The sequence below is a fragment of the Gluconobacter sp. GP1 genome (assembly GCF_032913585.1).
In the GTDB taxonomy this organism is placed as follows: Bacteria; Pseudomonadota; Alphaproteobacteria; order Acetobacterales; family Acetobacteraceae; genus Gluconobacter; species Gluconobacter cerinus.
In genome coordinates this window covers 136,024-157,226 of the sequence record NZ_JASGXC010000004.1, presented here as the reverse complement: position 1 = coordinate 157,226, position 21,203 = coordinate 136,024, and the positions used below count along the sequence as shown (strand labels likewise).

Genomic DNA, 21,203 nt, shown 5'->3' with positions numbered 1-21,203 from the left:
AGCGTGCTTCCACACAAGAGGGGAGCAGTTCGATGAGCACGACGGAGACGTCACATGTCACTGCGTTCCGGTTTCATTTCCGCTGCAATCATCGCCTCATTAGCGTGCTCTGTTCCGCGTGCAACAGCGCACGCGACCTCGGGGCAACTCAGCCGGCTCTCACTCCTGCCCCTGCATGACGGACTGAACACTTTCGAAAGCCCACTCGGGCCGTTCTCCGTTTTCCAGGCATGGCGGGACAACGGAAATGCGTGGGGGTATCACATGTATGTTCTGACGACCGTCATCGACAAAAGAACCAGCGTCATTGGTATCGAAGGATCCTCAGAAACACCCGATCGCTCATTTGAAGACCATCTGAGAGATTCACCCCATACGGGTGAGGACGCGTTGACCACCGTTCAATTTGCTCATGGCGAACTGGATGGAAAACCCGCGACTCTCTTGTTCGAGGCCATTCGAAATCCAAAAGACGGCCCTGTAACCTCTCGTGGCCCAACCATCGTTTACATTTACAGCCTTGTCGCATCAGATGGCGTTCCCGGATGGACACCGCTCTATTTTCACTTTGTCAAAAAGATCGCAGTCCCGGGCACATTCTGTAGCTCCGATATCGCATTGAAAGTCGCCACAGGACTGCCCCTGTCCGCCGATGCGGGGCCGCCCTCCTCTCCAGATGGATGCTTCCCGTAATCACGACGTGACATCTCTCGCATCAGCACATGACGAAACGCCTTTCATGAAGTAGCCTTGCAGGCATGACCTCAGCCCCCCCCCATACGGTCTCCCCAGACGATGACCGCGCCCTGCTGTCCCTCGCATTCCGTCTGGCCTCGGAAGCAGCGGACATCATTAACGAAATCCGTGCCCGAGGCTTCCTCACGGAAGTCAAGAAAGACGCCTCTCCGGTTACGGAGGCAGATCGCGCCTCTGAAGACCACATCCTGCGTGGCCTGCGCACGGCGTGCCCGTCGCTTGCTGCAATCGGGGAAGAGGAAATGTCGGCGGGGATTGAGGTTACAGCCGGGAACGCCTACTGGCTGGTGGACCCGTTGGACGGAACCCGCGGCTTCTCATCCGGCGGCAAGGACTTCACCGTCAATATAGGCCTGGTCCGTGGAGACAGGCCCGCTCTGGGCGTCGTCGCACTTCCAGGATACGGACTGATCTACAGCGGGGGCATAGGGCTCGGCGCGCATCGTTTCGATGGTACGACCAGTACCCCTATCCACACGGCCAAACCTTCTGCTGAAGGGCTACGCGTTCTGGCGTCCAGCCACCATGGGAATACCGAGCTTCTCGATCGGTGGCTCGCCGGACGGAAAGTCGCGTCCATCGACAAGCTGGCCTCCTCCGTAAAATTCATGCGCGTTGCAGAAGGCGCTGCGGATTTTTATCCCCGTTTTGGCCCGACAATGGAGTGGGACACCGCCGCCCCGCAGGCCATTCTCGAAGCCGCAGGGGGAAGCCTGCTGGATGAAAACGGCCAACCCTTGCGTTACGGCAAGCCCGACCGCCTGAACTCTTCATTTTACTGCACCGGAGGCGCTTCGTGAGCGAGACCCTTAACACGGAACGCCTGACTGCTGACACAAACGGAATCCGCCGCGCTGCAGAGCTTCTGAAGGCCGGTAAGCTCGTCGCCTTCGGAACCGAGACCGTTTATGGCCTGGGGGCGCTCGCATCGTCCGATACCGCAGTCGCGCGTATTTTTGCAGCCAAGGGACGTCCCCGCTTCAATCCCCTCATCAGCCATCTGGCAGATGCAGAAAGCGCCTTTGCACAGGCAGATCTGCATGGGCGGATCAAAGACATGGCGTATGCGCTGGCCGACAAGTTCTGGCCGGGGCCCCTGACGATGGTCCTGCCCCGCGGATCACACTCCACTGTTTCGGACCTGGCCGCCGCTGGCCTGAATACGCTTGCCCTTCGCGTACCCCGAGGCAAAACGGCTCTTGCCCTCCTCCGTGAGGTTGGCGCCCCCATCGCAGCGCCATCTGCGAACATTTCCGGGACTGTCAGCCCGTCAGACGCCTCGCATGTTCTGCGGTCTCTGGATGGACGGATTGATGCCATTCTGGATTCTGGTCCGTGCTCCGTCGGAGTAGAAAGTACCGTTCTGGATCTCACACGCGATACACCTGTCCTGCTCAGACCGGGTGGCGTGACGCTGGAAGAACTGACGGCTCTCTGTGGCCCAATCCAGCATCCGGACGATTTTGCCGAAGCGCTTCCCTCTTCCCCTGGCCGGCTGGCATCGCATTATGCGCCTTCGCTGCCAGTCCGCCTTGACGCCTATGACGTCCGCCCCAACGAAGCACTGCTGGCCTTTGGCCCGGCGCTTTCCAATGCTGGCTTGACGTGGAATCTGAGTGAAACCGGGAATCTGGAAGAGGCGGCGGCGCGCCTGTTTGCAGGGTTGCGCTTCCTGGATGCAGAAGGCACCAAACGCGGACTGACATGCATCGCGGCACAGCCCATTCCCCGTCAGGGCCTTGGGCTTGCAATTCGGGATCGGCTACGGCGTGCGGCTGAACCACGCCCACTTTCTCAAGCTCTTGGCTGACACATGGCCGAGAACCGCTTCGACCCCAAAGATATCAAAATTCTTTCCGATATTCTCGCGCTGGTTCTCGCAGAGCCGTCTGGTTCTGCCCAAAATGCGCTCGAAGCGCTCCGTCTCCGTGCCAAACGCAATAATCTGTCAGGCGGCGCACTCAAAAACCTGTTCGCAAGCCTTGCTGCCGACACCGGACGCCAAAACGCAGCCGATCGGGAAAAACAGTTCCGCCAAAGAATTTCCGATCTTGAGCGCGAACTACGACAAGCCCAGGGTCACCTCCGGTCCGCTCAGGGCGCCCTCAGTCATACGCAGATGGAGAGCCGAGCTCTCATGACCGAGATCGCGACACAGCGTGCCCAGCGCCCATGGCGTTACATTACAATTGCCTTTGGGATCAGCGCGGGGCTATTGCTTGGGATCGCGACAAGCCAGTTCTACCATAGCCTGACAGACCGGCCTCCGATTGACCGATCAGTCTACTTCCGCTGATACCGTTTTGTTTTTTTGCCTTTCTCCCGTCACAGGCTAAGGATAGATGAAGGGCCATGGCCTCTTCCCCCGGCGCTGCAAAGCGACATCTGCTGCCCCTTCTTGACCGATACGTTCTCCGCCAGCTTGTCATCGCCCTTCTGGCGCTGACAGGAGGAGCCGTAGCGCTCATCTGGCTGACACAATCGCTGCATTTTGTATCGATGATTGTTCAGCATGGGCTGTCGCTGCGCGTCTTTCTGCAGCTTACCTCCCTGATGTTGCCGTCCTTTGTGGCTGTCATTCTGCCGATCACAACTTTCCTCGTGATCCTCTTTACCTATCAGCGAATGTCCGGCGACCGGGAAATGACCGTCATGCGCGCCGCTGGCCGTTCCCCCCTGGAACTGGCACGCCCTGGCCTGATCTGCGCAGGAGCCTGCGTGGGCCTGTGCTACGTTTTGACGCTCTGGCTGGCTCCGGTGTCCTATCACGCCTTCCATCGATACGAATTCCAGATCCGCAACCAGATGGCGGCCTTCCTGCTTCAGGATGGTGTTTTCACAAAGGTCTCGGGAGACATGACCGTGTATGTCCGCTCCCGGGATTCCAACGGGCTGCTGCACGGTGTTCTGGTGGAAGATGATCGCGATCCGGATGCCCATACGACCGTTCTGGCCGAACGGGGCACGATCGTAACCGTCAACGACAAGCCTCGCGTCGTCCTTTACAATGGCTCTCGTGAAGAAATTGACCGGCATACAGGGCGACTGAACGTCCTGACATTTGGCCGCAACACGATTGATCTAACGTCGTCCCGCCAGAACAACCATGAAGAGCGGGACGCATCGGAAATGCCATTGCACGATCTATTCCACCCGGATCCAAACGAGGTGTCCGAGCGTGACAGGGGCAAATTTGCGGTCGAAGGGTGGCATCGCCTGACTGCGCCACTGACTGTGCTATCCTTCGCCATGATCGGGCTTGTGGCTGTTCTTCGGGGGACGTTCTCCCGCCATGGAAATATCACCCGTCCTCTCATCGCCATTCTGACAGTCGTGGGGCTTCTCGCACTTTCACTCATGCTGCAGAATTTTGCTGGCAGAAATCTTGCTCTTGTTCCCCTGCTCTGGGTTGCAGCCCTTCTTCCAAGCATCATCTGTGCGGCTCTTCTGTTCGCCGAGCAGTGGACCGGAACCACGCGCCAGACTGGACGCCCCTCATGAAATCCACCACTGACGGGTATCGCAGCTGGTTTTCCACGCTCATCCACACCCTGAGACCACAGGAAGCGGAAGTCGGGTTTTCTACGACCCTGGCGATCTACATCGCACGTCATTTCACGTTAAATACGCTGTCGATGGTTCTGGCTCTGACAGGGCTTGTGTCCCTGTTCGACTTCATTGATCTGCTCAGACGCGCCGCAACCCGCCCCAATGTACCCACCAGCCTCATTCTTGAAATCGCAGGGCTGCACATTCCGTATTACGTCATTTACGTGCTGCCGTTTGGTATTCTGCTTGGCGGAATTGTCTGCTTTTCCCGCCTGACACGGTCGTCCGAACTCATTGTCGCCAGAGCCGCAGGTATTTCTGCCTGGCAGTTCCTTGCCAGCCCTCTCTCCTGCGCCCTCCTGATCGGTCTGTTCACAACCACCGGCATCTCAGCGCTTTCCTCGTCGATGTATCGGCAGGCGGAGCTTCTCGATCAGTCTTATCTTCGAACGGGTGGTGGCGTTCTCACACTCAAAGGTGGCGAACTCTGGCTCAGGCAGGCCGACGATGGACTGACCCCACACGGCGTTGCCATTCTCCACGCCCAGAACGTCAAACTTGCGCAGGATACGCTCGATGTCTCCGGCGTGACCATTTTCCGCCTGGATGACCGGGACCGGCTGATCGTCCGCGTCGAAGCGCCAACCGGAACCCTCGCCCATCAGCAGTGGAGCCTGAATGATTCGTCTCTGCTGCATCCGGATCATCTGCCGGAAAAAATCGGAACCCTGAGCCTTCCGTCTGATCTTACGGTCAGTCGCATTCAGGAAAGTTTTGCATCGCCCGATACGCTGTCGGTCTTTGCTCTACCCAGCTTTATCTCCCTTCTGGAGCGGTCCGGTTTCCCTTCAATTCGGCACAGGTTACATTTCCAATCGCTTCTGGCTCTTCCCATCCTTGCTGGTACAATGGCATTGGTGTCCGCAGGGTTTTCGATGCGTCCCGCACGACGCGGCGGAGTGGCCCGGATGCTGGGATCGGGAATTGCTGCAGGCTTTGCGCTTTTCACGATCTCGAAAGTGGCTGAACAGTTTGGTGAATCTGGCGCTTTGCCGCCGGTTCTTGCCGCATGGGCGCCCACGGGCGCAGGGCTCTGCCTTGCGGTCGCGCTTTTGCTGCATATGGAGGATGGTTGATGTCGGTGCCCCGGTGGCTCCCAAAACGCGCCCGCAGATGCGTCTCTCTTGCAGGCGTCGCCCTGACGGGAACTGCGCTCGTGGCGCCGCAGGACATGTTTGCCAATACGATGCAGCGCGACAATTCGCATATCATCGTCATTGGCAAGCCGACGTCCGAGCACGACCCTCTCACCTATCTGGCTGACAGCGAAAGCTACGCAAAGAACGGTCTTGTCACATGGGAAGGCAATGTCCGCATCTGGCAGGGCGACCACGCTCTCCGTGCCGACAAGATCACCTATGACCGGAACACAGGCGTTCTGGCAGCGCGCGGCCATGTCGCCATCATGGAACCAGATGGCAGCACCACGTATGCCGCCTATATGGAATTCAGCCATGGCATGCATGACGGCATCGGCACGTCCATCTACATGCAGATGCAGGATAATGCGAAGCTGGCCGGTAACGGCATGCGTCGCACCAATGGTCTGATCAATGATCTCTCACATGCCGTTTATACGGCGTGCAAGATCTGCGAAACAAACCCTGACGCTCCCCCGTTCTGGCAGTTCCAGGCCTATGGCGCGACGCAGGATGCCCAGCACAAGCGTATCGAGTTCAACCATGCCTGGTTGAAAATGCTCGGCCTGCCAGTGTTCTATTTCCCGTTCTTCTCGATGTCCGACCCTTCGGTCAAACGACAGAGCGGCTTCCTGATGGCCGGCATCAGCCCGCATGACCGCTATCTTGGAACGTATTTCACCCTTCCATATTTCTGGGCCATTGACGACAGTCAGGACCTCACCGTTCGTGGACTGGTCTCAACAAAGACCGGTCCGGAAATCACCAGCGAATATCGCCGCCGTTTCAACTTTGGCACGCTGGATATCACGGCCGGTGGCGCATACGACACCAACCGAGAGAGCCGCTACGTCAATACGTTCGGCAACAACGTCAACTCTTCAGGCGAATATGGCCTTCAGGGTTACGTGTTCGGTCAGGGCAATTTCGCGATCAACAAGCATTGGCAGGCGGGCATCAACGTCAATCTGGCGACGTCTGCCAACTACATGCGAGATTACCGCGTCCCTGGTTACGGTCAGGAATCGCTCAACTCGAACGTCTATCTTGAAGGCTACGGCGTAGGCGCCTACGCCCGCCTCGACGCACAGGCCTATCAGGGCCTGAACCAGGGCGTCATTCAGAACTCCGAGCTGCCATGGGCACTGCCGCGCTTCACCTACGCTTATCAGGGCCAGCCTGATGCGCTGGGTGGGCGTTTCAGCATGAACACCACAGACTTTGACGTGTACCGTACAAAGGGCGTGTCTGATCAGCGTGGCCAGCTTCAGATGCAGTGGGACCGTCCGTTCCATAACAGTCTGGGCCAGCAGTGGCTTGTAACGGCACGGTTGGACTCAAACGTCTATCGGGCCACTCGCCTCGCACAGCAGCCGACCTATTACGCAGTTGGCGGCACAAAAATCACAGGGCAGGTTCTGCCAACCATTGCCGTCAAGATGAACTGGCCGTTCCTGCGGTCCTTTGCCCGCGGACGTGGCACGCAGGTTCTTGAGCCAATTGTTCAGCTGATTGCTGCGCCTAACACCGGCAACTCTGCCAACAGCAATATGCCGAATGAAGACAGTCTGACGTACGAATTCACCGATACAACCATGTTCTCCCTGAACCGCTACGCCGGTACAGATCGCCTCGATGGCGGACTGCGCGGCAATATCGGCGTTCATCAGAGCTGGACGTGGAACGGCCATTCTATCGACATGCTGGTGGGTGAAAGCATCCAGGAGCACATCACAAAGAACCGCATTCCGTATTCCGGCCTGGATCATCACCTTTCGGACCCGGTTGGCCGTGTGCGCTTCACACCCAACAAGTACCTCGATGTAACGGCCCGCGGTCGTTACAATCCATGGACGCATCAGGTGGACTATGGCGAAGGCCTGTTCAGCGCTGGCATTCCGGCTTTACGCTTCAGTGCCGGCTACCTCTATGCCCCGGTGACACCGTATTATTATTACGCCACCAACTATCGTGAGAGCGGCGTAAACTCGCCCTATCTTGTCAAGACGAACGAAATTACGGGCAGTGTCTCTACCCACTGGCGCCAGTATCATGCGTCAGGCTTCTTCCGTCGCAGTCTGTCCCGGAAACAGTTCGTCGCAAATGGCGGGGATATTGGGTATTCCAACGACTGCTTCGGGCTGGATATCATGTATATCAAACAATACACACGGATCGGCGGCGAGCAGCGGAACACCACTGTGATGTTCAACTTCACGTTCAAAACGATCGGCACTTTCGGAATTAACGGCTGAGCATGTCCAAGACCCATCGCATCGCATCTACTGCCCTGGTTGCCCTGCTGGCCTTCTCTGCGGCGGCTCCAACCGCTGTGGCGCATGCTGCACCCGCACACAAAAGTGCTCCCAAAAAGGAGCAGGCACCCGCAGCGAAACCGCCTGAAGACCAGATCCTGGCTGTTATCAACGGTCAGGTGCTGACCCAGCGTGATGTGGATAACCGCGCCAAGCTGTTCGTGCTTTCCACTGGCCTGCCCGTCAGCCCGGATGTCATGAACCGCATGCGCGGCCAGATCATTCACCAGTTGATCGAAGAACGCCTGAAGACTCAGGAAATGCTGAAGCGACACATCAATGTCGAGCCTGAGCAGATTGCCGGAGCCATCAGCAACATCGAACAGCGCAACGGCATGCCCAAAAATGCCCTGCGTGACCGTCTGGCATCCGATGGCGTCTCCCTGACAACGCTGATCGATCAGATCCGTGTGCAGATTGGCTGGATGCAGGTGCTTCGTGAACAGTTGGGCGAAGGGGGCCGCATTACAGCAACCCAGATCGCACAGCGTGAGCAGGCCCTTCAGGCTGAGCAGGGTCGCGCGCAGTACATGATGAGCGAAATTTTCGTTCCTGTTGCTGACCCACGCCACGATGAAAACGAACTCACATTCACACGCACCATCATCTCCCAGCTTCGTGAAGGCGCGCCCTTCCCGATTGTTGCCGCACAGTTCTCGCAGGCACAGTCTGCGCTCGACGGCGGCTCCATGGGCTGGGTGCAGGAAGACAACCTTGACCCACAGGTCGTAAATGTCGTGCGACAGATGCCAATTGGCGCCATTTCCAACCCGATCCAGGTTGCTGGCGGGTTTGTCATCGCAACAGTTCAGGCCAAACGTGTCGTCGGCAAACAGATGGGCACGCTCGTTGCCCTGCGTCAGGCCTTCTTCCCGTTTGATGCGCCGCTGAACCCCCAGAACCCTACACCTCAACAGCAGGCGGCTCTTCAGAAGGCAACGCACGCCGTTGAAACGATCCATAGCTGCGATGCTCTGGAAGCGCTTAACAAAGCCCAGGGTGAGAAGCGCCCCAGCAATCCCGGAACTCAGGTTCTGGAACGCCTGGCGCCCCAGATGCGCTCCATTATCGAGCCTCTGCCTATAAACAAGGTAAGCCACCCACTGGTATCCATGGATGGCATTGCCCTCCTGATGGTCTGTGACCGCCAGCAGAAAAATCTGGCACAGCAGACACCGGGTGAAATTGCCGATCAGCTTATGAACGAGCGCGTTGAGCAGGCGTCCCGTCAGCTCCAGCGGGATCTACAGCGCCGGTCCATCATCGATATCCGCCCCGCAGCGAAGCCGGCTCTCAACTGACGTGAGCCTTCCTTCTCTGAAAGAGTCCATCCAGGCTTACGGTCTGGATGCAAAAAAATCCCTCGGTCAGCACTTTCTTCTGGATCCCGGAATTTGTGCCCGGATCGTCGCCCTGGGTGGCGATCTGACGGGGCGAAGCGTTGTCGAAATCGGGCCTGGTCCTGGTGGCCTGACACGCGCTCTGCTCGATAGTCCGGCAAGCCGTGTCGATGCTGTGGAAATTGATGAACGCGCGTGGCCGCTGCTCGAAGAGCTGGCCGGGCACTATCCGGACCGTCTGCATATTATCCGGCAGGATGCCCTGAAACTGGATGCGGCGAGCCTTGCCCCTGCTCCCAGACAAATCATTGCCAACCTGCCTTATAATGTTGCCACGCCCCTTCTTGTTGGCTGGTTGAGACAGGCCCATTCGTGGGAACGCCTGTCTTTGATGTTCCAGCTTGAAGTTGCTGAACGCATCTGTGCTGAGCCAGATACGTCTGCTTACGGGCGGCTTGCTGTTCTGGCCCAGTGGTGCGCGTCCTGCTCCGTGGCTCTGCGCATTCCACCCGGGGCATTTTCCCCACCGCCCAAGGTTCACTCGGCCGTTGCGGTTCTCATTCCACATGCAGAGCAGCCCGCACCAGAGCTTTTCCGTGCGATGGAGCGCGTCACAGCCGCTGCGTTCGGGCAGCGCCGCAAGATGCTACGCTCATCTCTCAAATCGATTGGTGGGGAAGCACTTCTGGACGCTGCGGGTATCGAGCCCACACGCCGGGCTGAAACCCTGAGCGTTGCAGAATTTGGCCGCCTTGCAGAGCTGCATCTTGCCCGCTCCCGCGCCTGAGAACCTTCCCCGCTGTCGTTGGGCCGTAACAGACCCCCTTCTTCGCCAGTACCATGACGAAGAGTGGGGTGTTCCGATCCATGATAGCCGTGAACTGTGGGAGACCCTCGCTCTGGAAAGCTTTCAGGCTGGCTTATCATGGGCGATCGTTCTGAAACGGCGCGAAGGGTTTCGGAAAGCCTTCGCTAACTTTGACCCTGAAAAAGTAGCACTCTTTACGGAACAGGATATCGACCGCCTCATGCAGGATCCCGGCATCATCCGGGCCCGTGCCAAGATCAAAGCCACCATAGGCAATGCACAAGCCTACCTCGCGATGAAGAAACAAGGCGAAGATTTCGCAGGTTTCATTGCCTCCCTGGTCCCGAATGCTCCGATTTATAATTCGACCGGAGCAGTCTTGGCGCAGTCGCCTCTTTCAGTAACTGTGTCTAAAGCTTTAAAAGCCCGAGGCTTTCGCTTCGTCGGACCTGTCATCGTGTATGCCTGGATGCAGGCCGTGGGTCTGATCCACGATCATGACCCATCCTGCTTTCGCTACAAACCCCAGGTTTAAAAACTCAGACCGCGCTTTTCGCACGCTCACTTTCAAACATGTAATCACGGGTCAAAGGCACAGCATCCACGGACCGTGTCAGCTGAAGCTGAAAATTCATGTGCCCTTGCACGCGGAACGCCAGCTCGCTTCCCACGAGATATAACTCGAACATCCGCACAAACCGTTCGTCATACAGATCAATGATTTTCTGTCTGTTGGTCTCAAAACGCTTGCGCCATTCGGCAATTGTCTTGGCATAGTGCAGACGCAGAACTTCGCAGTCCGTCATCCAAAGGCCAGTGCGCTCAACAGCAGCCAGCGTCTCGCTTAGAGACGGGGAATATCCGCCGGGAAAGATGTATTTCTGAAGCCAGGCGTTAGTCGTTCCAGGCCCATCCGTTCGACCAATCGAGTGGATCAAAGCCACCCCATCCGGCTTCAGACATTCCTTGATTCCGCGAAAATAGCGCTCAAATTGCGGCTGCCCAACGTGCTCGAACATTCCGACTGACACGACACGATCGAACTCGTGGTGAACGTTGCGGTAGTCCATGAGCTCGAAACGAACCTGCCCTTCCAGCCCCTCTGCACGCACCCGAGCCCGCGCTTCCTCCAACTGCTCCTTCGAAAGCGTAATACCGACAACCGTTGCGCCATATTCTTTTGCCAGTGTCAGCGCCAAACCGCCCCAACCGCACCCAATATCCAGAACTTCCAGTCCCGGACGACTCAAATTCAACTTGGAAGCAATGTGTCGCTTCTTCGCGATCTGAGCCTCCTCAAGCGTCATGTCTTCGCGCTGGAAATAGGCGCAGGAGTACTGACGGTCCTTGTCCAGGAACAAGTCATAAAGGTGACCATTCAGATCATAATGATGCGCAACATTCCGGCATGACCGCTTCAGGGAATTCAGCCCCTTGAAAGGTCGAAGAAGGTAACGGAGTCGATCCTCGATCTCTTCAAAAACATGACCCCCTTGGGTGATGTTCGCCATCAGGACGATCATCAGTGTCTCAAGATTGCATCCTTCCGGCGCAAGTTCGCCAGCCATGTATTCTTCGCCAAACGCCAACCCGGAATTAATAACCAGAGAACGCTCTGCCTGTTTTGTTTTGAGATGTAAGCCCGCTTCAACGCCGAGTAAGGACCCACGATAAGTCTGCATCGTGCCGTCACTGAATGTGACTCGCAGTGTTCCGACCTGAATAAATTTCTTCAGAACGAAATCGAGAATGGGTTTCACGCCTGTCTCCCTCCTGTTCACGCGTCATGACAAGACATGACACAGTCTTCAGTTGCCTGACCGGGAGAGCAGACATCAAAAAACCCGGCGCGGGAATACCCGGCCGGGTTTTCTGTTGGCTATGCCAGCGAAATCAGCCTTCGGCTTCTTCCGTGACTGCAGCTTCGGCAGCAGCTTCTTCAGCTGCGTTCTCTGCCTGCAGTTCACCGAGGATGTTGTCATCCTCTTCTTCCACGCCAACGGCTTCGCCGCGGGCCTGGCGCTCAGCTTCTTCAGCAGAACGTGCAACGTTGACTGTCAGCGGAATGGAAACTTCCGGGTGCAGGACGATGCGGGCTTCCGTCAGGCCAAGAGACTTGATCGGGTGAGCCAGAACAACCTGCTGACGAGCAACCGTAAGGCCAGCGTCCGTAGCAGCAACAGCGATATCACGCGTGCTGACGGATCCGTACAGGTTGCCGCTGTCACTTGCCTGACGGATGATGACGACAGACAGGCTGTCCATACGTTCGGCAAGACGCTCAGCTTCTTCGCGCTTCTTGATGTTCAGCGCTTCAAGCTGGGCGCGCTCCGTGTCAAAGCGCTTGCGGTTTGCGGCCGTAGCACGCATCGCCTTGCCTTGCGGAAGCAGGAAGTTACGGGCGTAACCCGGCTTCACGGAAACAAGATCGCCCATCTGGCCGAGATGCTCGACCCGCTGGAGCAGGATCAGTGCGGTCTGGGACATGGTGCTCTCCTCAGCTTACGACGTAGGGGAGCAGGGCAAGGAAGCGGGCACGCTTGATAGCCTGCGCCAGCTCACGCTGCTTCTTGGCCGAAACAGCCGTGATACGGCTCGGCACGATCTTGCCACGCTCAGAGAGGAAGCGGCTCAGAAGACGCACGTCCTTGTAGTCGATCTTCGGCGCATTGGGGCCGGAGAACGGGCAGGACTTACGACGACGATAGAAAGGACGGCGTGCGCCGACAGCCGTGCGACGGGCTGCTGGGTTGACGTCGTTCACGTCGGTGGTGGTTGTATCGGACATGTTTCTTACTCCGCTCCAGCCGCCTCACGAGCATCGTCCTGCTCGCCGCGTGCACGGTATTCTTCACGGTCTTCGCTGCCACGACGCGGGCCGCCACGGCCGCTCTCGAAGCGACCAGCCGGCTTGGAGCCGCCACGGAAGCTACCACGGTCGCCGCGGTCATCATTCTTGCGAGCAAGAACCGGGGACGGAGTTTCGTCGATTTCGTCAACGCGAAGCGTCAGAACGCGAAGCACGTCTTCGTTCAGGCCGAGCTGACGCTCAACTTCACGAAGCGTATCCGGCGTGCAGTCGATACCGAGCAGGACGTAATGGCCCTTACGGTTCTTCTTGATGCGGTATGCGAGCGAACGGAGACCCCAGAATTCGCGCTTCTGGATGGAACCACCATTCTCGGTCAGCAGGGCTTCAATGGTCTCAACCAGGCTCTCGACCTGTGCCTGAGACACATCGTTACGTGCGATGAGCACGCTTTCGTACAGTGGCATGAAAACTCCCTTCGGATAAGGTCAACCCAACTGGTCCAGCCCGTGCCGGAGACAGTGCAATCTTTGGGAAAGCGCGGGTATAGCCGGCGCGACGCCACATCGCCCGGCAGGGAAAGGCTGCATTAATCATGCAGCCTAACGGAAATCAAGGATAAACTCAGAGTCGACGCAGCTCTGCCGGAACATATTCGTCAGGAACATTCCAGATTTCCTGAACAACATACTGAATTACAAACCCACATTTCTGATAATTGGTCAGAGCTCTGGGATGATCCAGTGTGCATGTATTGACCCGCAATCGCCAGCACCCTGCCGCAAATGCCTGAGAAATTGCGGAATCCAGCAATGCCCGACCTAAGCCATGACCAATCGCTGCTGGCAGAAGTCCGAAATACGCCAGATTGGCGTCTCCACCTTCTCTCAGATCCAGTTCGTAAAACCCGAGAGGCGCACCATCTGCCTGCCAGAGCACCATGAAGTAAACGTCAGGATCATGGACAATTTCAGCCAGTTTTTCGTCCGGCATCGGACGACGCATCCACCAGCAATATGCCTCACCAACTTCCCGGTAAAGCTTGCGGTATAGCGGCAATGCCGGAGGGAGAACTCTCTCAAGAGAGACGCCCTCTGGCAAAGCCGGAGCTGGGCGGCTTGCCCTCGTCTCCAGAAAAGTCACACCCACCTCAAAACGGGTGGATGATCCCTGCGGATGAAGCCAGGCCGGCAGCATGACCCAGACGATCAGTTATCGTCGAGGAAGGAACGCAGCTTGCGGCTGCGGCTCGGGTGCTTGAGCTTGCGAAGAGCCTTTGCCTCGATCTGACGAATACGCTCACGCGTCACGTTGAACTGCTGGCCCACTTCCTCAAGGGTGTGGTCCGTGTTCATGCCAATACCGAAGCGCATCCGCAGAACGCGCTCTTCACGTGGCGTCAGGGATGCCAGAACGCGCGTGGTTGCTTCACGCAGGTTGGTCTGGATCGCGGCATCCAACGGAATAACAGCCGTCTTATCCTCGATGAAGTCACCAAGATGACTGTCTTCCTCGTCGCCAATCGGCGTTTCAAGGGAGATCGGCTCCTTGGCAATCTTCAGGACCTTCCGGACCTTCTCCAGCGGCATGCCAAGCTTCTCAGCCAGCTCTTCCGGAGCAGGCTCGCGCCCGATCTCATGCAGCATCTGACGGGACGTCCGCACCAGCTTGTTGATCGTTTCGATCATGTGCACCGGAATACGGATGGTCTTGGCCTGATCGGCGATAGAACGCGTGATCGCCTGACGGATCCACCAGGTGGCATAGGTCGAGAACTTGTAACCACGACGGTACTCGAACTTGTCCACAGCCTTCATCAGACCGATGTTGCCTTCCTGAATCAGATCCAGGAACTGCAGACCACGGTTCGTGTACTTCTTGGCAATCGAGATCACGAGACGAAGGTTGGCCTCGATCATTTCCTTCTTGGCACGCGTGGAGTCACGCTCACCACGGGAAATGGTCGCATACACACGACGGAACTCCCCAACCGGCAGGCCAGTCTCGTGAGAAAGCGCCGCAAGATCAGCACGCATGGACCGGATCTGGTCCAGGTGCTTGGTCGTCAGCGTCTTCCAACCCTTACCGGGCAGAGTGCAAATAAAATCAACCCAGGTCGGGTCCATCTCGCGGTTACGATACTTCAGCAGGAAGTCATCACGCGAAATCTTGCAGCCCTCAGCCAGACGCAGCAAGCGGCCTTCGAGGTTATTCAGACGCTGAACATGCATCTTGATCTGGGCAACAAGCTCTTCAATCCGGTTGTTATGCAGGTGAACCTGCTCCACCAGACTGACCAGTTCATGGCGCAGCTCTTCGTAGATGTTCTCAGACTTGTCCGAGCTTTCCTCACCGGCCGTCAGAGCCTCCAGACGCTTGACCTGAAGCTGACGCAGCTTGTGATACAGCGGCTCAATGGCTTCGAAACGAGCCAGGATTTCTGGCTTCAGCTTCTCTTCCAGAGCAGACAGGGACAGGCCACTGCCTTCCTGCTGATCACCGTCGCCTTCTTCGGCATCGTCGTCAGTAGCGTCTTCGTCAGCCGCAGCTTCCTCGCCTTCCTCGCCCTCTTCGCCTTCAGGACCCGGACCGACAGCCTGACTGGCCTCCAGATCGACGATGTCGCGGAGCAGCATTTCGCCGTCCTTGAGGCGTTCATGCCAGGAAATGATCGCGCGGATCGTCAGCGGGCTTTCGCAAAGCCCGCCAATCATCTCGTCACGACCCGCTTCAATGCGCTTGGCGATCGCAATTTCGCCTTCGCGGGACAGGAGCTCTACAGACCCCATCTCACGCAGATACATCCGAACCGGATCATCCGTGCGGCTGGCAGCCTCGGCATCAATATTGCCGCCCTGAGGCTCGTCTGATTCCTCAGCTTCTTCCTTGGCTTCTTCCTGAGCCGGCTCAGCTTCGTCCTGTTCTTCGTTTTCCAGAACCTGGATGCCCATCTCTGACAGAGCTGCCATCACGTCTTCGATCTGCTCGGAGGACATCTGGTCCTGCGGCAGAACGGCGTTCAGCTCGTCAAAGGTAATATGGCCACGCTCACGCCCTTTGGCGATCAGCCGCTTCACGGCAGCGGATTGCGTATCAAGAAGAGTGGCATCCCCCTCCTGTTCCTGCGCGTTCCGATCCGTACCAGAGGCTGTTTTCGTCGCCATGCGTCTCTCCCTCAACTCCACCGAAAGCAAGCAATTCGGCAGCGTGCAGGTGGTCGATCCTGAGCCGTAAGTCAAGGTTTAGACGAAAAAGAAAGCAACTTCAGGGCAATAAAAAACGTTAGCCCCGGCCTTTTTCACCCTTCTTCTTCAACATCCTCACCTCGCCGCAGCGCTTCCAGAACCCTCATCCGCGCCAGCAGGCTTTCCGGAAAAGATGAGTCTCCGCCTCCCCCACCAGAATAGACCTGCATGATGGTTGCCTGAATGTCATTGGCCACTTCGCGCTCGAAATTGCGAAAATTTACAAGCCCGTAAAAGTGCCACCAGCTCTCCACAACATCGATCTTGAGAACTTCATCCCTGTCTTTTCCGAGCCCCACTTCCCGAGGCATCGGACTTTCTGTCACGGCCGCCACGATATCCGTCAGCCCATGAGCCTCGATCCAGCGATGGCAGTTCTCTTCCGTCAGATCCTCGTCCTGGCAACTCCAGTCCAAAAGGGCGGAGCGAATCCGATCCAGATCCACTGGGAGAGCCAGACTGCTATAGGCCTGCTCTACCTCCGGAAGAATATCCGGATAGCGCAGCAGCATCGCAGTCAGAATGTTGAGACGCTCCACACTCCCCTGCTCGATATGCCGCATCTCGCCAGGGGCCTGCGTTGAAAGAGGAAGCGGTTCCCCTTTCTTCTGGAACGGCTTTTTACTTCCACCACCGCGCCTGAAGCGCGCGAAAAACATATCCAGAAACGTACTGCGATACTCAGACGCGAGTGCCCGATCCGGGATCAGCTTTGACAAAGCAACAAGCTTCTCACGCAACGCCGCCCGCTGATCGGGACCGGGATCAACCATCCCCCCTGTCATCAACCCGAACAATTCAGTTGCCAGAGACGTCGCCCCAGACAGGGCTTCCTTCATGGCCGCAACGCCGCGTGTACGGATCAGACTGTCCGGGTCATCTTTAGGGTCCAGGCGGCAGAACCTGAGCGTTCGTTCGGGAGACAGCAGCGGAAGCGCGACTTCACAGACCCGCAAAGCGGCGCGGGCTCCTGCCGCATCACCATCCAGACACAGGATCGGAGAGGGCGTCATGCGCCACAACAGATCAAGCTGCTCTTCGCCCAGCGCAGTCCCCAACGGCGCCACAGCACCGCCAAAGCCTGCCTGGTCCAGAGCAATGACATCCATATACCCTTCAACCACAACAAGCTCAGCGCCCTTGTGGACAGCCTCACGCGCCAGATCGAGGTTGTAGAGTGTGCGCCGCTTGGAGAAGAGCGCCGTTTCCGGACCATTGAGATATTTTGGTTGCCCGTCCCCCAGGGTGCGCGCGCCAAAAGAAATCAGCTTGCCGCGGCGATCCCGGATCGGAAACGTCACGCGATTGAAAAACAGTTCCCCTTTGGGCTGTCCCCGGTCATCCACGCGCAAAATGCCCGCCTGAACCAGCATTTCAGGCGTCACATCATGGGCGCGCAATTCTTCAACCAAATGCCGCCCATCGCCAGACCACCCCAAACCAAACCGCTCGATAGTCGCGTCACTCAGTCCGCGCCCACGCAGATAAGCAAGCCCTTCCCGTCCTTCCGGAAGGAAGAGCCGACGCCGGTAACTGGCCTGAACGAGAGACAAGACATCGCCAAGAGATTTGACCTCCCGCGCACGCGCCTCACTCCGTGGGTCCTGCTTCGGAACTTCAAGGCCTGCTTCAGCGGCTAGTTGCTCAACAGCCTCAGGGAAACTCCTGCCGTCGCTCTGCATGACAAAAGAGATCGCATCGCCGTGTGCGCCACAGCCAAAGCAATGAAAATGATCATCATAAACGTAGAAAGACGGCGTCTTTTCTCCGTGGAAAGGACAGCATGTCTTCCAGTTACGACCGGAGCGAACCAGCTTGTTGCGACGCCCGATCAGGGAGGCCAGCGGCGTTCGATTGCGGAGTTCGTCCAGAAAGGCGGCGTCGAATGCCATCGGGCAGCAGGAGCCTTTCAATCAGTTCCGTCGGAAGAGATGGCTCTTACAAGCCTGAGACAGGAAAATCTACTATGGCTCGAACAGCGGGCACTCAAAGAAGAACAGAAAGGTTACTGGCCGTTTCCGAAACAATCGTAGCCGTTTTCCTGATCTGGAAACGATTACAATATGACAACTAAAAGAAATTTTTTTCTTTTGACACCCATCAATGGAAGAGGCGCAAATATAGCGTCAATATGGCAGTCGAACGAGGTGCAGGCCCCTGCATCCCTTTAGTGGGGTGGATGAGTCGCGCCTTCACAAAAGATTAAAGACGCAGGATCTCAACCTATGACCGTAAAAATCACGGTACTAAAAGAACAGGACGAAGGCGGTGAACGTCGCGTCGCCCTGATCCCGCAGGTTGTCGAGCGCCTCAGCAGCCTCGGCGTCTCTTTCGCGATGGAAAACGGGGCCGGTGTCGCCTCTTCCTATCCGGATGAAACCTATAAAGACGTAACCCTTTCAACAGACCGGAAGGCTCTCCTCGGCGATGCGGATATTGTCCTCGCCGTTCAGCCTCCCACCATTGAAACCGTTCAGGCTATGAAGCCCGGCGCCATTCTGGTGTCCTTTATTTACGGCCGAAACCATCCTGATCTGGTCAAGGCCCTCCGGGACCAGAAAGTCACCTGCTTCGCCATGGAGCTGGTGCCCCGCATTTCCCGCGCACAGGCCATGGACGCCCTGTCCAGTCAGGCCACCCTCGCCGGCTATTACGCCGTTCTGCTTGGGTCCGTGCATATGACCAAGATCCTTCCCATGATGACCACGGCCGTCGGCTCCCTGCGGGCCGCACAGGTTCTGGTCATGGGGCTTGGCGTCGCGGGCCTTCAGGCTCTCGCAACGGCCAAGCGTCTTGGTGCCGTCACGGAAGGCTATGACGTCCGCCCCGAAACACGCGAAGAGGCACAGTCTCTGGGTGCCAAATTCGTCGATACCGGCGTGGATGGCACCGGCAAGGGCGGTTATGCCCGAGAACTGACAGACGAAGAAAAACAGACGGTCCGCAAGGTCATCAGCGACCACATCGCACGGGCTGACCTGATCGTCACCACGGCAGCAGTCCCCGGCAAAAAGGCTCCGCGCCTGATTGATGCCGAACAGATCAAGGCCATGAAACCCGGCTCTGTCATTATCGACCTCGGTGCAGAAGGTGGTGGCAACTGTGAAGGCACACAGGCTGGTCAGACCGTACAGGTCGGCCCGACCATGATCGTCGGCCCGGTCAATGTTCCGTCCATGCTCGCCCTTCAGGCCAGCGAACTTTATTCCAAAAACATCATGCATCTGCTCCAGCAGATCCTGACCAAGGATGGTCAGATCCAGCTGGATTTCACAGATGAAGTCATTTCCGGCACAGCCCTGACTCATGATGGCTACATCACGAACGAAGGCATCCGCACGGCCGTCGATCCGAATTCCCCGGCGCCGCCCGCACCGCAACCCCCTGCCCCGGCTGCCGCCCCCGCCGCACCGGCACAGGCTTCAGGACAGGAGGCCGCACGATGATCACCGCAATGACCTTCATCATCGCGCTTTACATCTTCATGCTCGCGGCCTTCACGGGCTACGAAGTCATCAGTCGCGTGCCATCCATTCTGCACACCCCTCTGATGTCCGGCTCGAACTTCGTGCACGGCATCGTGGTCGTGGGGGCGCTGACAGCCCTGTTCAACGCCTCTTCCGTCCTCGAACAGGTTGTCGGCTTCCTCGGCGTCATGATGGGCGCAGGTAACGTTGTCGGCGGTTACGTCGTGACTGACCGTATGTTGGCCATGTTCAAGCCCAGCGACAAAGCGGCTCCGCAGAAGGGAGCGCAGAAATGATCCTCCTCGAATATATCGTCGCTATCAGCGCCCTTATCGCCTCCGGCCTGCTGGTCTACGGCCTCAAGCGCATGTCCTCTCCCGTCACGGCCGTTTCCGGCATTGTGACGGCGGGTTGGGGTATGCTGTTCGTCACGGCAGCCAGCTTCCTCGGCATCTTCGGTGTTTCTGAAGCTGCAAAACCCCATCTGGTCGTCAACGTCATTCTGGCCATTCTCGCCCTTGTCATCGGCGGCGGCTGGGCTGGGTGGAAAGGCCGCAGCGTTGCCATGACGGCAATGCCGCAGATGGTCGCTCTCTTCAACGGCATGGGTGGCGGTGCTGCCGCAGCTGTGTCCGTCATTGCCCTGACCGGCCCGAAAGAGACAGGCATCGTTCCGCTTCTCGTCACCGTCGCCGGTGGCCTAATCGGCAGCATGTCCCTGTCTGGCTCCATCATCGCCTGGGCCAAGCTCGATGGCCGCATGAACAAACCGATCCGTTTCGGTGGGCAGCGTATCGTCAATGCTGCCGTCTTTATGCTGACCGTCCTGCTCGGCATCATGGCAGCCTTCCTGTACCATCAGGATGGCGGCGGCATCGCCACGCTGCTGTTCTTCCTCGGTGCCCTGCTGGCTGGCATCTGCATGACGATCCCCATCGGTGGCGCAGACATGCCAGTCGTGATCTCGCTGTACAACGCCTTCACAGGTCTGGCTGTGGGTCTCGAAGGCTATGTCATGGCCGATCCGGCTCTGATGATCGCCGGTATGGTCGTGGGTTCCGCCGGTACGCTGCTGACGGTCATGATGGCCAAGGGCATGAACCGTTCGATTGCCAACGTGCTGTTCAGCAACTTTGGTGAAGCCTCCGCCTCCACGGCAACGGGTCCGCAGAAGGAAGCCAAGTCCGTTGCTCCAAGCGATGCTGCCACGACGATGCGCTATGCTTCGTCTGTCATCATCGTTCCGGGTTACGGTCTGGCCGTCGCTCAGGCTCAGGGCAAGCTGTACGACTTCGTCAAGCAGCTTCAGGCCGCAGGCGTGGACGTCAAGTTCGCCATCCACCCGGTCGCCGGTCGTATGCCGGGCCATATGAACGTGCTGCTCGCCGAAGCCGGCGTTCCGTACGACATGATCTATGACATGGAAGACATCAACGACAGCTTCGCTGACACGGATGTCGCCCTCATCATCGGCGCCAACGACGTGGTGAACCCATCCGCCCGGACGGACAAATCCTCCCCAATCTACGGCATGCCGATCCTCAATGCCGATCAGGCCCGTCAGGTCTTCGTCATCAAGCGTGGCATGGGCATGGGTTACTCCGCCGTTCAGAACCCGCTCTTCTTCCAGGACAACTGCGCCATGGTCTTCGGCGATGCGCAGGCCGTCCTCAGCAAGATGGTCGAAGCCGTCAAGGCTCTCGGCGCATCGTAAA

General features: G+C 57.8%; 20 protein-coding genes. 13 read left to right on the top strand and 7 right to left on the bottom strand.

Annotated features, from left to right (window positions below; translation table 11 throughout):
* Positions 1-54: 54 nt before the first annotated feature.
* From R5H23_RS12130 to R5H23_RS12085, 10 genes are all read left to right on the top strand, one after another.
* Positions 55-693, top strand: a complete 639-nt coding sequence (locus R5H23_RS12130) for a hypothetical protein (protein ID WP_317215566.1) — start codon at positions 55-57, stop codon at positions 691-693.
* 65 nt (positions 694-758) lie between these two features.
* On the top strand, positions 759-1,556 hold the full coding sequence (locus tag R5H23_RS12125) for a 3'(2'),5'-bisphosphate nucleotidase CysQ (RefSeq protein ID WP_317215565.1): 798 nt from the start codon (positions 759-761) through the stop codon (positions 1,554-1,556).
* Positions 1,553-2,566, top strand: coding sequence for an L-threonylcarbamoyladenylate synthase (locus tag R5H23_RS12120; protein ID WP_046901249.1), 1,014 nt, complete (start codon positions 1,553-1,555; stop codon positions 2,564-2,566). Before R5H23_RS12125 ends, R5H23_RS12120 begins: the two co-directional genes overlap by 4 nt.
* 3 nt (positions 2,567-2,569) lie before the next feature.
* Positions 2,570-3,052 (top strand): hypothetical protein, encoded by a 483-nt coding sequence (locus R5H23_RS12115; RefSeq protein WP_086632992.1) that lies wholly within the window; start codon positions 2,570-2,572, stop codon positions 3,050-3,052.
* A gap of 56 nt (positions 3,053-3,108) precedes the next feature.
* Positions 3,109-4,257: an LPS export ABC transporter permease LptF gene (gene lptF, locus R5H23_RS12110; protein WP_046901247.1), complete on the top strand. Its 1,149-nt coding sequence runs from the start codon at positions 3,109-3,111 to the stop codon at positions 4,255-4,257.
* Positions 4,254-5,441, top strand: a complete 1,188-nt coding sequence (lptG, locus tag R5H23_RS12105) for an LPS export ABC transporter permease LptG (protein WP_244591220.1) — start codon at positions 4,254-4,256, stop codon at positions 5,439-5,441. Before lptF ends, lptG begins: the two co-directional genes overlap by 4 nt.
* A complete protein-coding gene (locus R5H23_RS12100) occupies positions 5,441-7,759 on the top strand; it encodes an LPS-assembly protein LptD (protein WP_099213215.1) in 2,319 nt (772 codons plus the stop codon). The genes lptG and R5H23_RS12100 overlap by 1 nt, the downstream gene beginning before the upstream one ends.
* 2 nt (positions 7,760-7,761) lie before the next feature.
* Entirely contained in the window at positions 7,762-9,120 is a 1,359-nt protein-coding gene (locus R5H23_RS12095) for a peptidylprolyl isomerase (RefSeq protein ID WP_099213214.1), read from the top strand.
* Between the two features lies 1 nt (position 9,121).
* Positions 9,122-9,946 carry a 16S rRNA (adenine(1518)-N(6)/adenine(1519)-N(6))-dimethyltransferase RsmA gene (gene rsmA / locus R5H23_RS12090; RefSeq protein ID WP_046901244.1) on the top strand — a complete coding sequence of 275 codons (825 nt, stop codon included), beginning with the start codon at positions 9,122-9,124 and terminating at the stop codon, positions 9,944-9,946.
* Positions 9,927-10,502 (top strand): DNA-3-methyladenine glycosylase I, encoded by a 576-nt coding sequence (locus R5H23_RS12085; RefSeq protein WP_317215562.1) that lies wholly within the window; start codon positions 9,927-9,929, stop codon positions 10,500-10,502. Before rsmA ends, R5H23_RS12085 begins: the two co-directional genes overlap by 20 nt.
* Before the next feature lie 4 nt (positions 10,503-10,506).
* Here R5H23_RS12085 and R5H23_RS12080 read toward each other — a convergent pair whose 3' ends face one another.
* The 7 genes from R5H23_RS12080 to dnaG form a co-directional block, all read right to left on the bottom strand.
* Positions 10,507-11,727 (bottom strand): cyclopropane-fatty-acyl-phospholipid synthase family protein, encoded by a 1,221-nt coding sequence (locus R5H23_RS12080; protein WP_317215561.1) that lies wholly within the window; start codon positions 11,725-11,727, stop codon positions 10,507-10,509.
* Between the two features lie 133 nt (positions 11,728-11,860).
* Positions 11,861-12,454: a 50S ribosomal protein L9 gene (rplI, locus tag R5H23_RS12075; protein ID WP_064275005.1), complete on the bottom strand. Its 594-nt coding sequence runs from the start codon at positions 12,452-12,454 to the stop codon at positions 11,861-11,863.
* A gap of 10 nt (positions 12,455-12,464) precedes the next feature.
* Positions 12,465-12,755, bottom strand: a complete 291-nt coding sequence (gene rpsR, locus R5H23_RS12070) for a 30S ribosomal protein S18 (RefSeq protein ID WP_046901240.1) — start codon at positions 12,753-12,755, stop codon at positions 12,465-12,467.
* A 5-nt stretch (positions 12,756-12,760) separates the two neighbouring features.
* Entirely contained in the window at positions 12,761-13,243 is a 483-nt protein-coding gene (rpsF, locus tag R5H23_RS12065; protein WP_046901239.1) for a 30S ribosomal protein S6, read from the bottom strand.
* A 157-nt stretch (positions 13,244-13,400) separates the two neighbouring features.
* Entirely contained in the window at positions 13,401-13,973 is a 573-nt protein-coding gene (locus tag R5H23_RS12060; RefSeq protein ID WP_317215560.1) for a GNAT family N-acetyltransferase, read from the bottom strand.
* A gap of 11 nt (positions 13,974-13,984) precedes the next feature.
* A complete protein-coding gene (rpoD, locus tag R5H23_RS12055) occupies positions 13,985-15,940 on the bottom strand; it encodes an RNA polymerase sigma factor RpoD (protein WP_064275007.1) in 1,956 nt (651 codons plus the stop codon).
* A gap of 134 nt (positions 15,941-16,074) precedes the next feature.
* A complete protein-coding gene (dnaG, locus tag R5H23_RS12050; RefSeq protein ID WP_317215559.1) occupies positions 16,075-17,913 on the bottom strand; it encodes a DNA primase in 1,839 nt (612 codons plus the stop codon).
* A 333-nt stretch (positions 17,914-18,246) separates the two neighbouring features.
* Here dnaG and R5H23_RS12045 point away from each other — a divergent pair, with 333 nt between their 5' ends.
* The 3 genes from R5H23_RS12045 to R5H23_RS12035 are packed head-to-tail and all read left to right on the top strand — an operon-like array spanning position 18,247 to position 21,202.
* The gene (locus R5H23_RS12045; protein WP_317215558.1) at positions 18,247-19,467 is read left to right on the top strand and encodes an NAD(P) transhydrogenase subunit alpha; all 1,221 of its coding nucleotides are present in this window, start codon (positions 18,247-18,249) and stop codon (positions 19,465-19,467) included.
* A complete protein-coding gene (locus tag R5H23_RS12040) occupies positions 19,464-19,784 on the top strand; it encodes an NAD(P) transhydrogenase subunit alpha (protein ID WP_007282792.1) in 321 nt (106 codons plus the stop codon). Before R5H23_RS12045 ends, R5H23_RS12040 begins: the two co-directional genes overlap by 4 nt.
* Positions 19,781-21,202 carry an NAD(P)(+) transhydrogenase (Re/Si-specific) subunit beta gene (locus R5H23_RS12035; RefSeq protein ID WP_317215557.1) on the top strand — a complete coding sequence of 474 codons (1,422 nt, stop codon included), beginning with the start codon at positions 19,781-19,783 and terminating at the stop codon, positions 21,200-21,202. Before R5H23_RS12040 ends, R5H23_RS12035 begins: the two co-directional genes overlap by 4 nt.
* The last annotated feature ends 1 nt before the right edge of the window (position 21,203 follow it).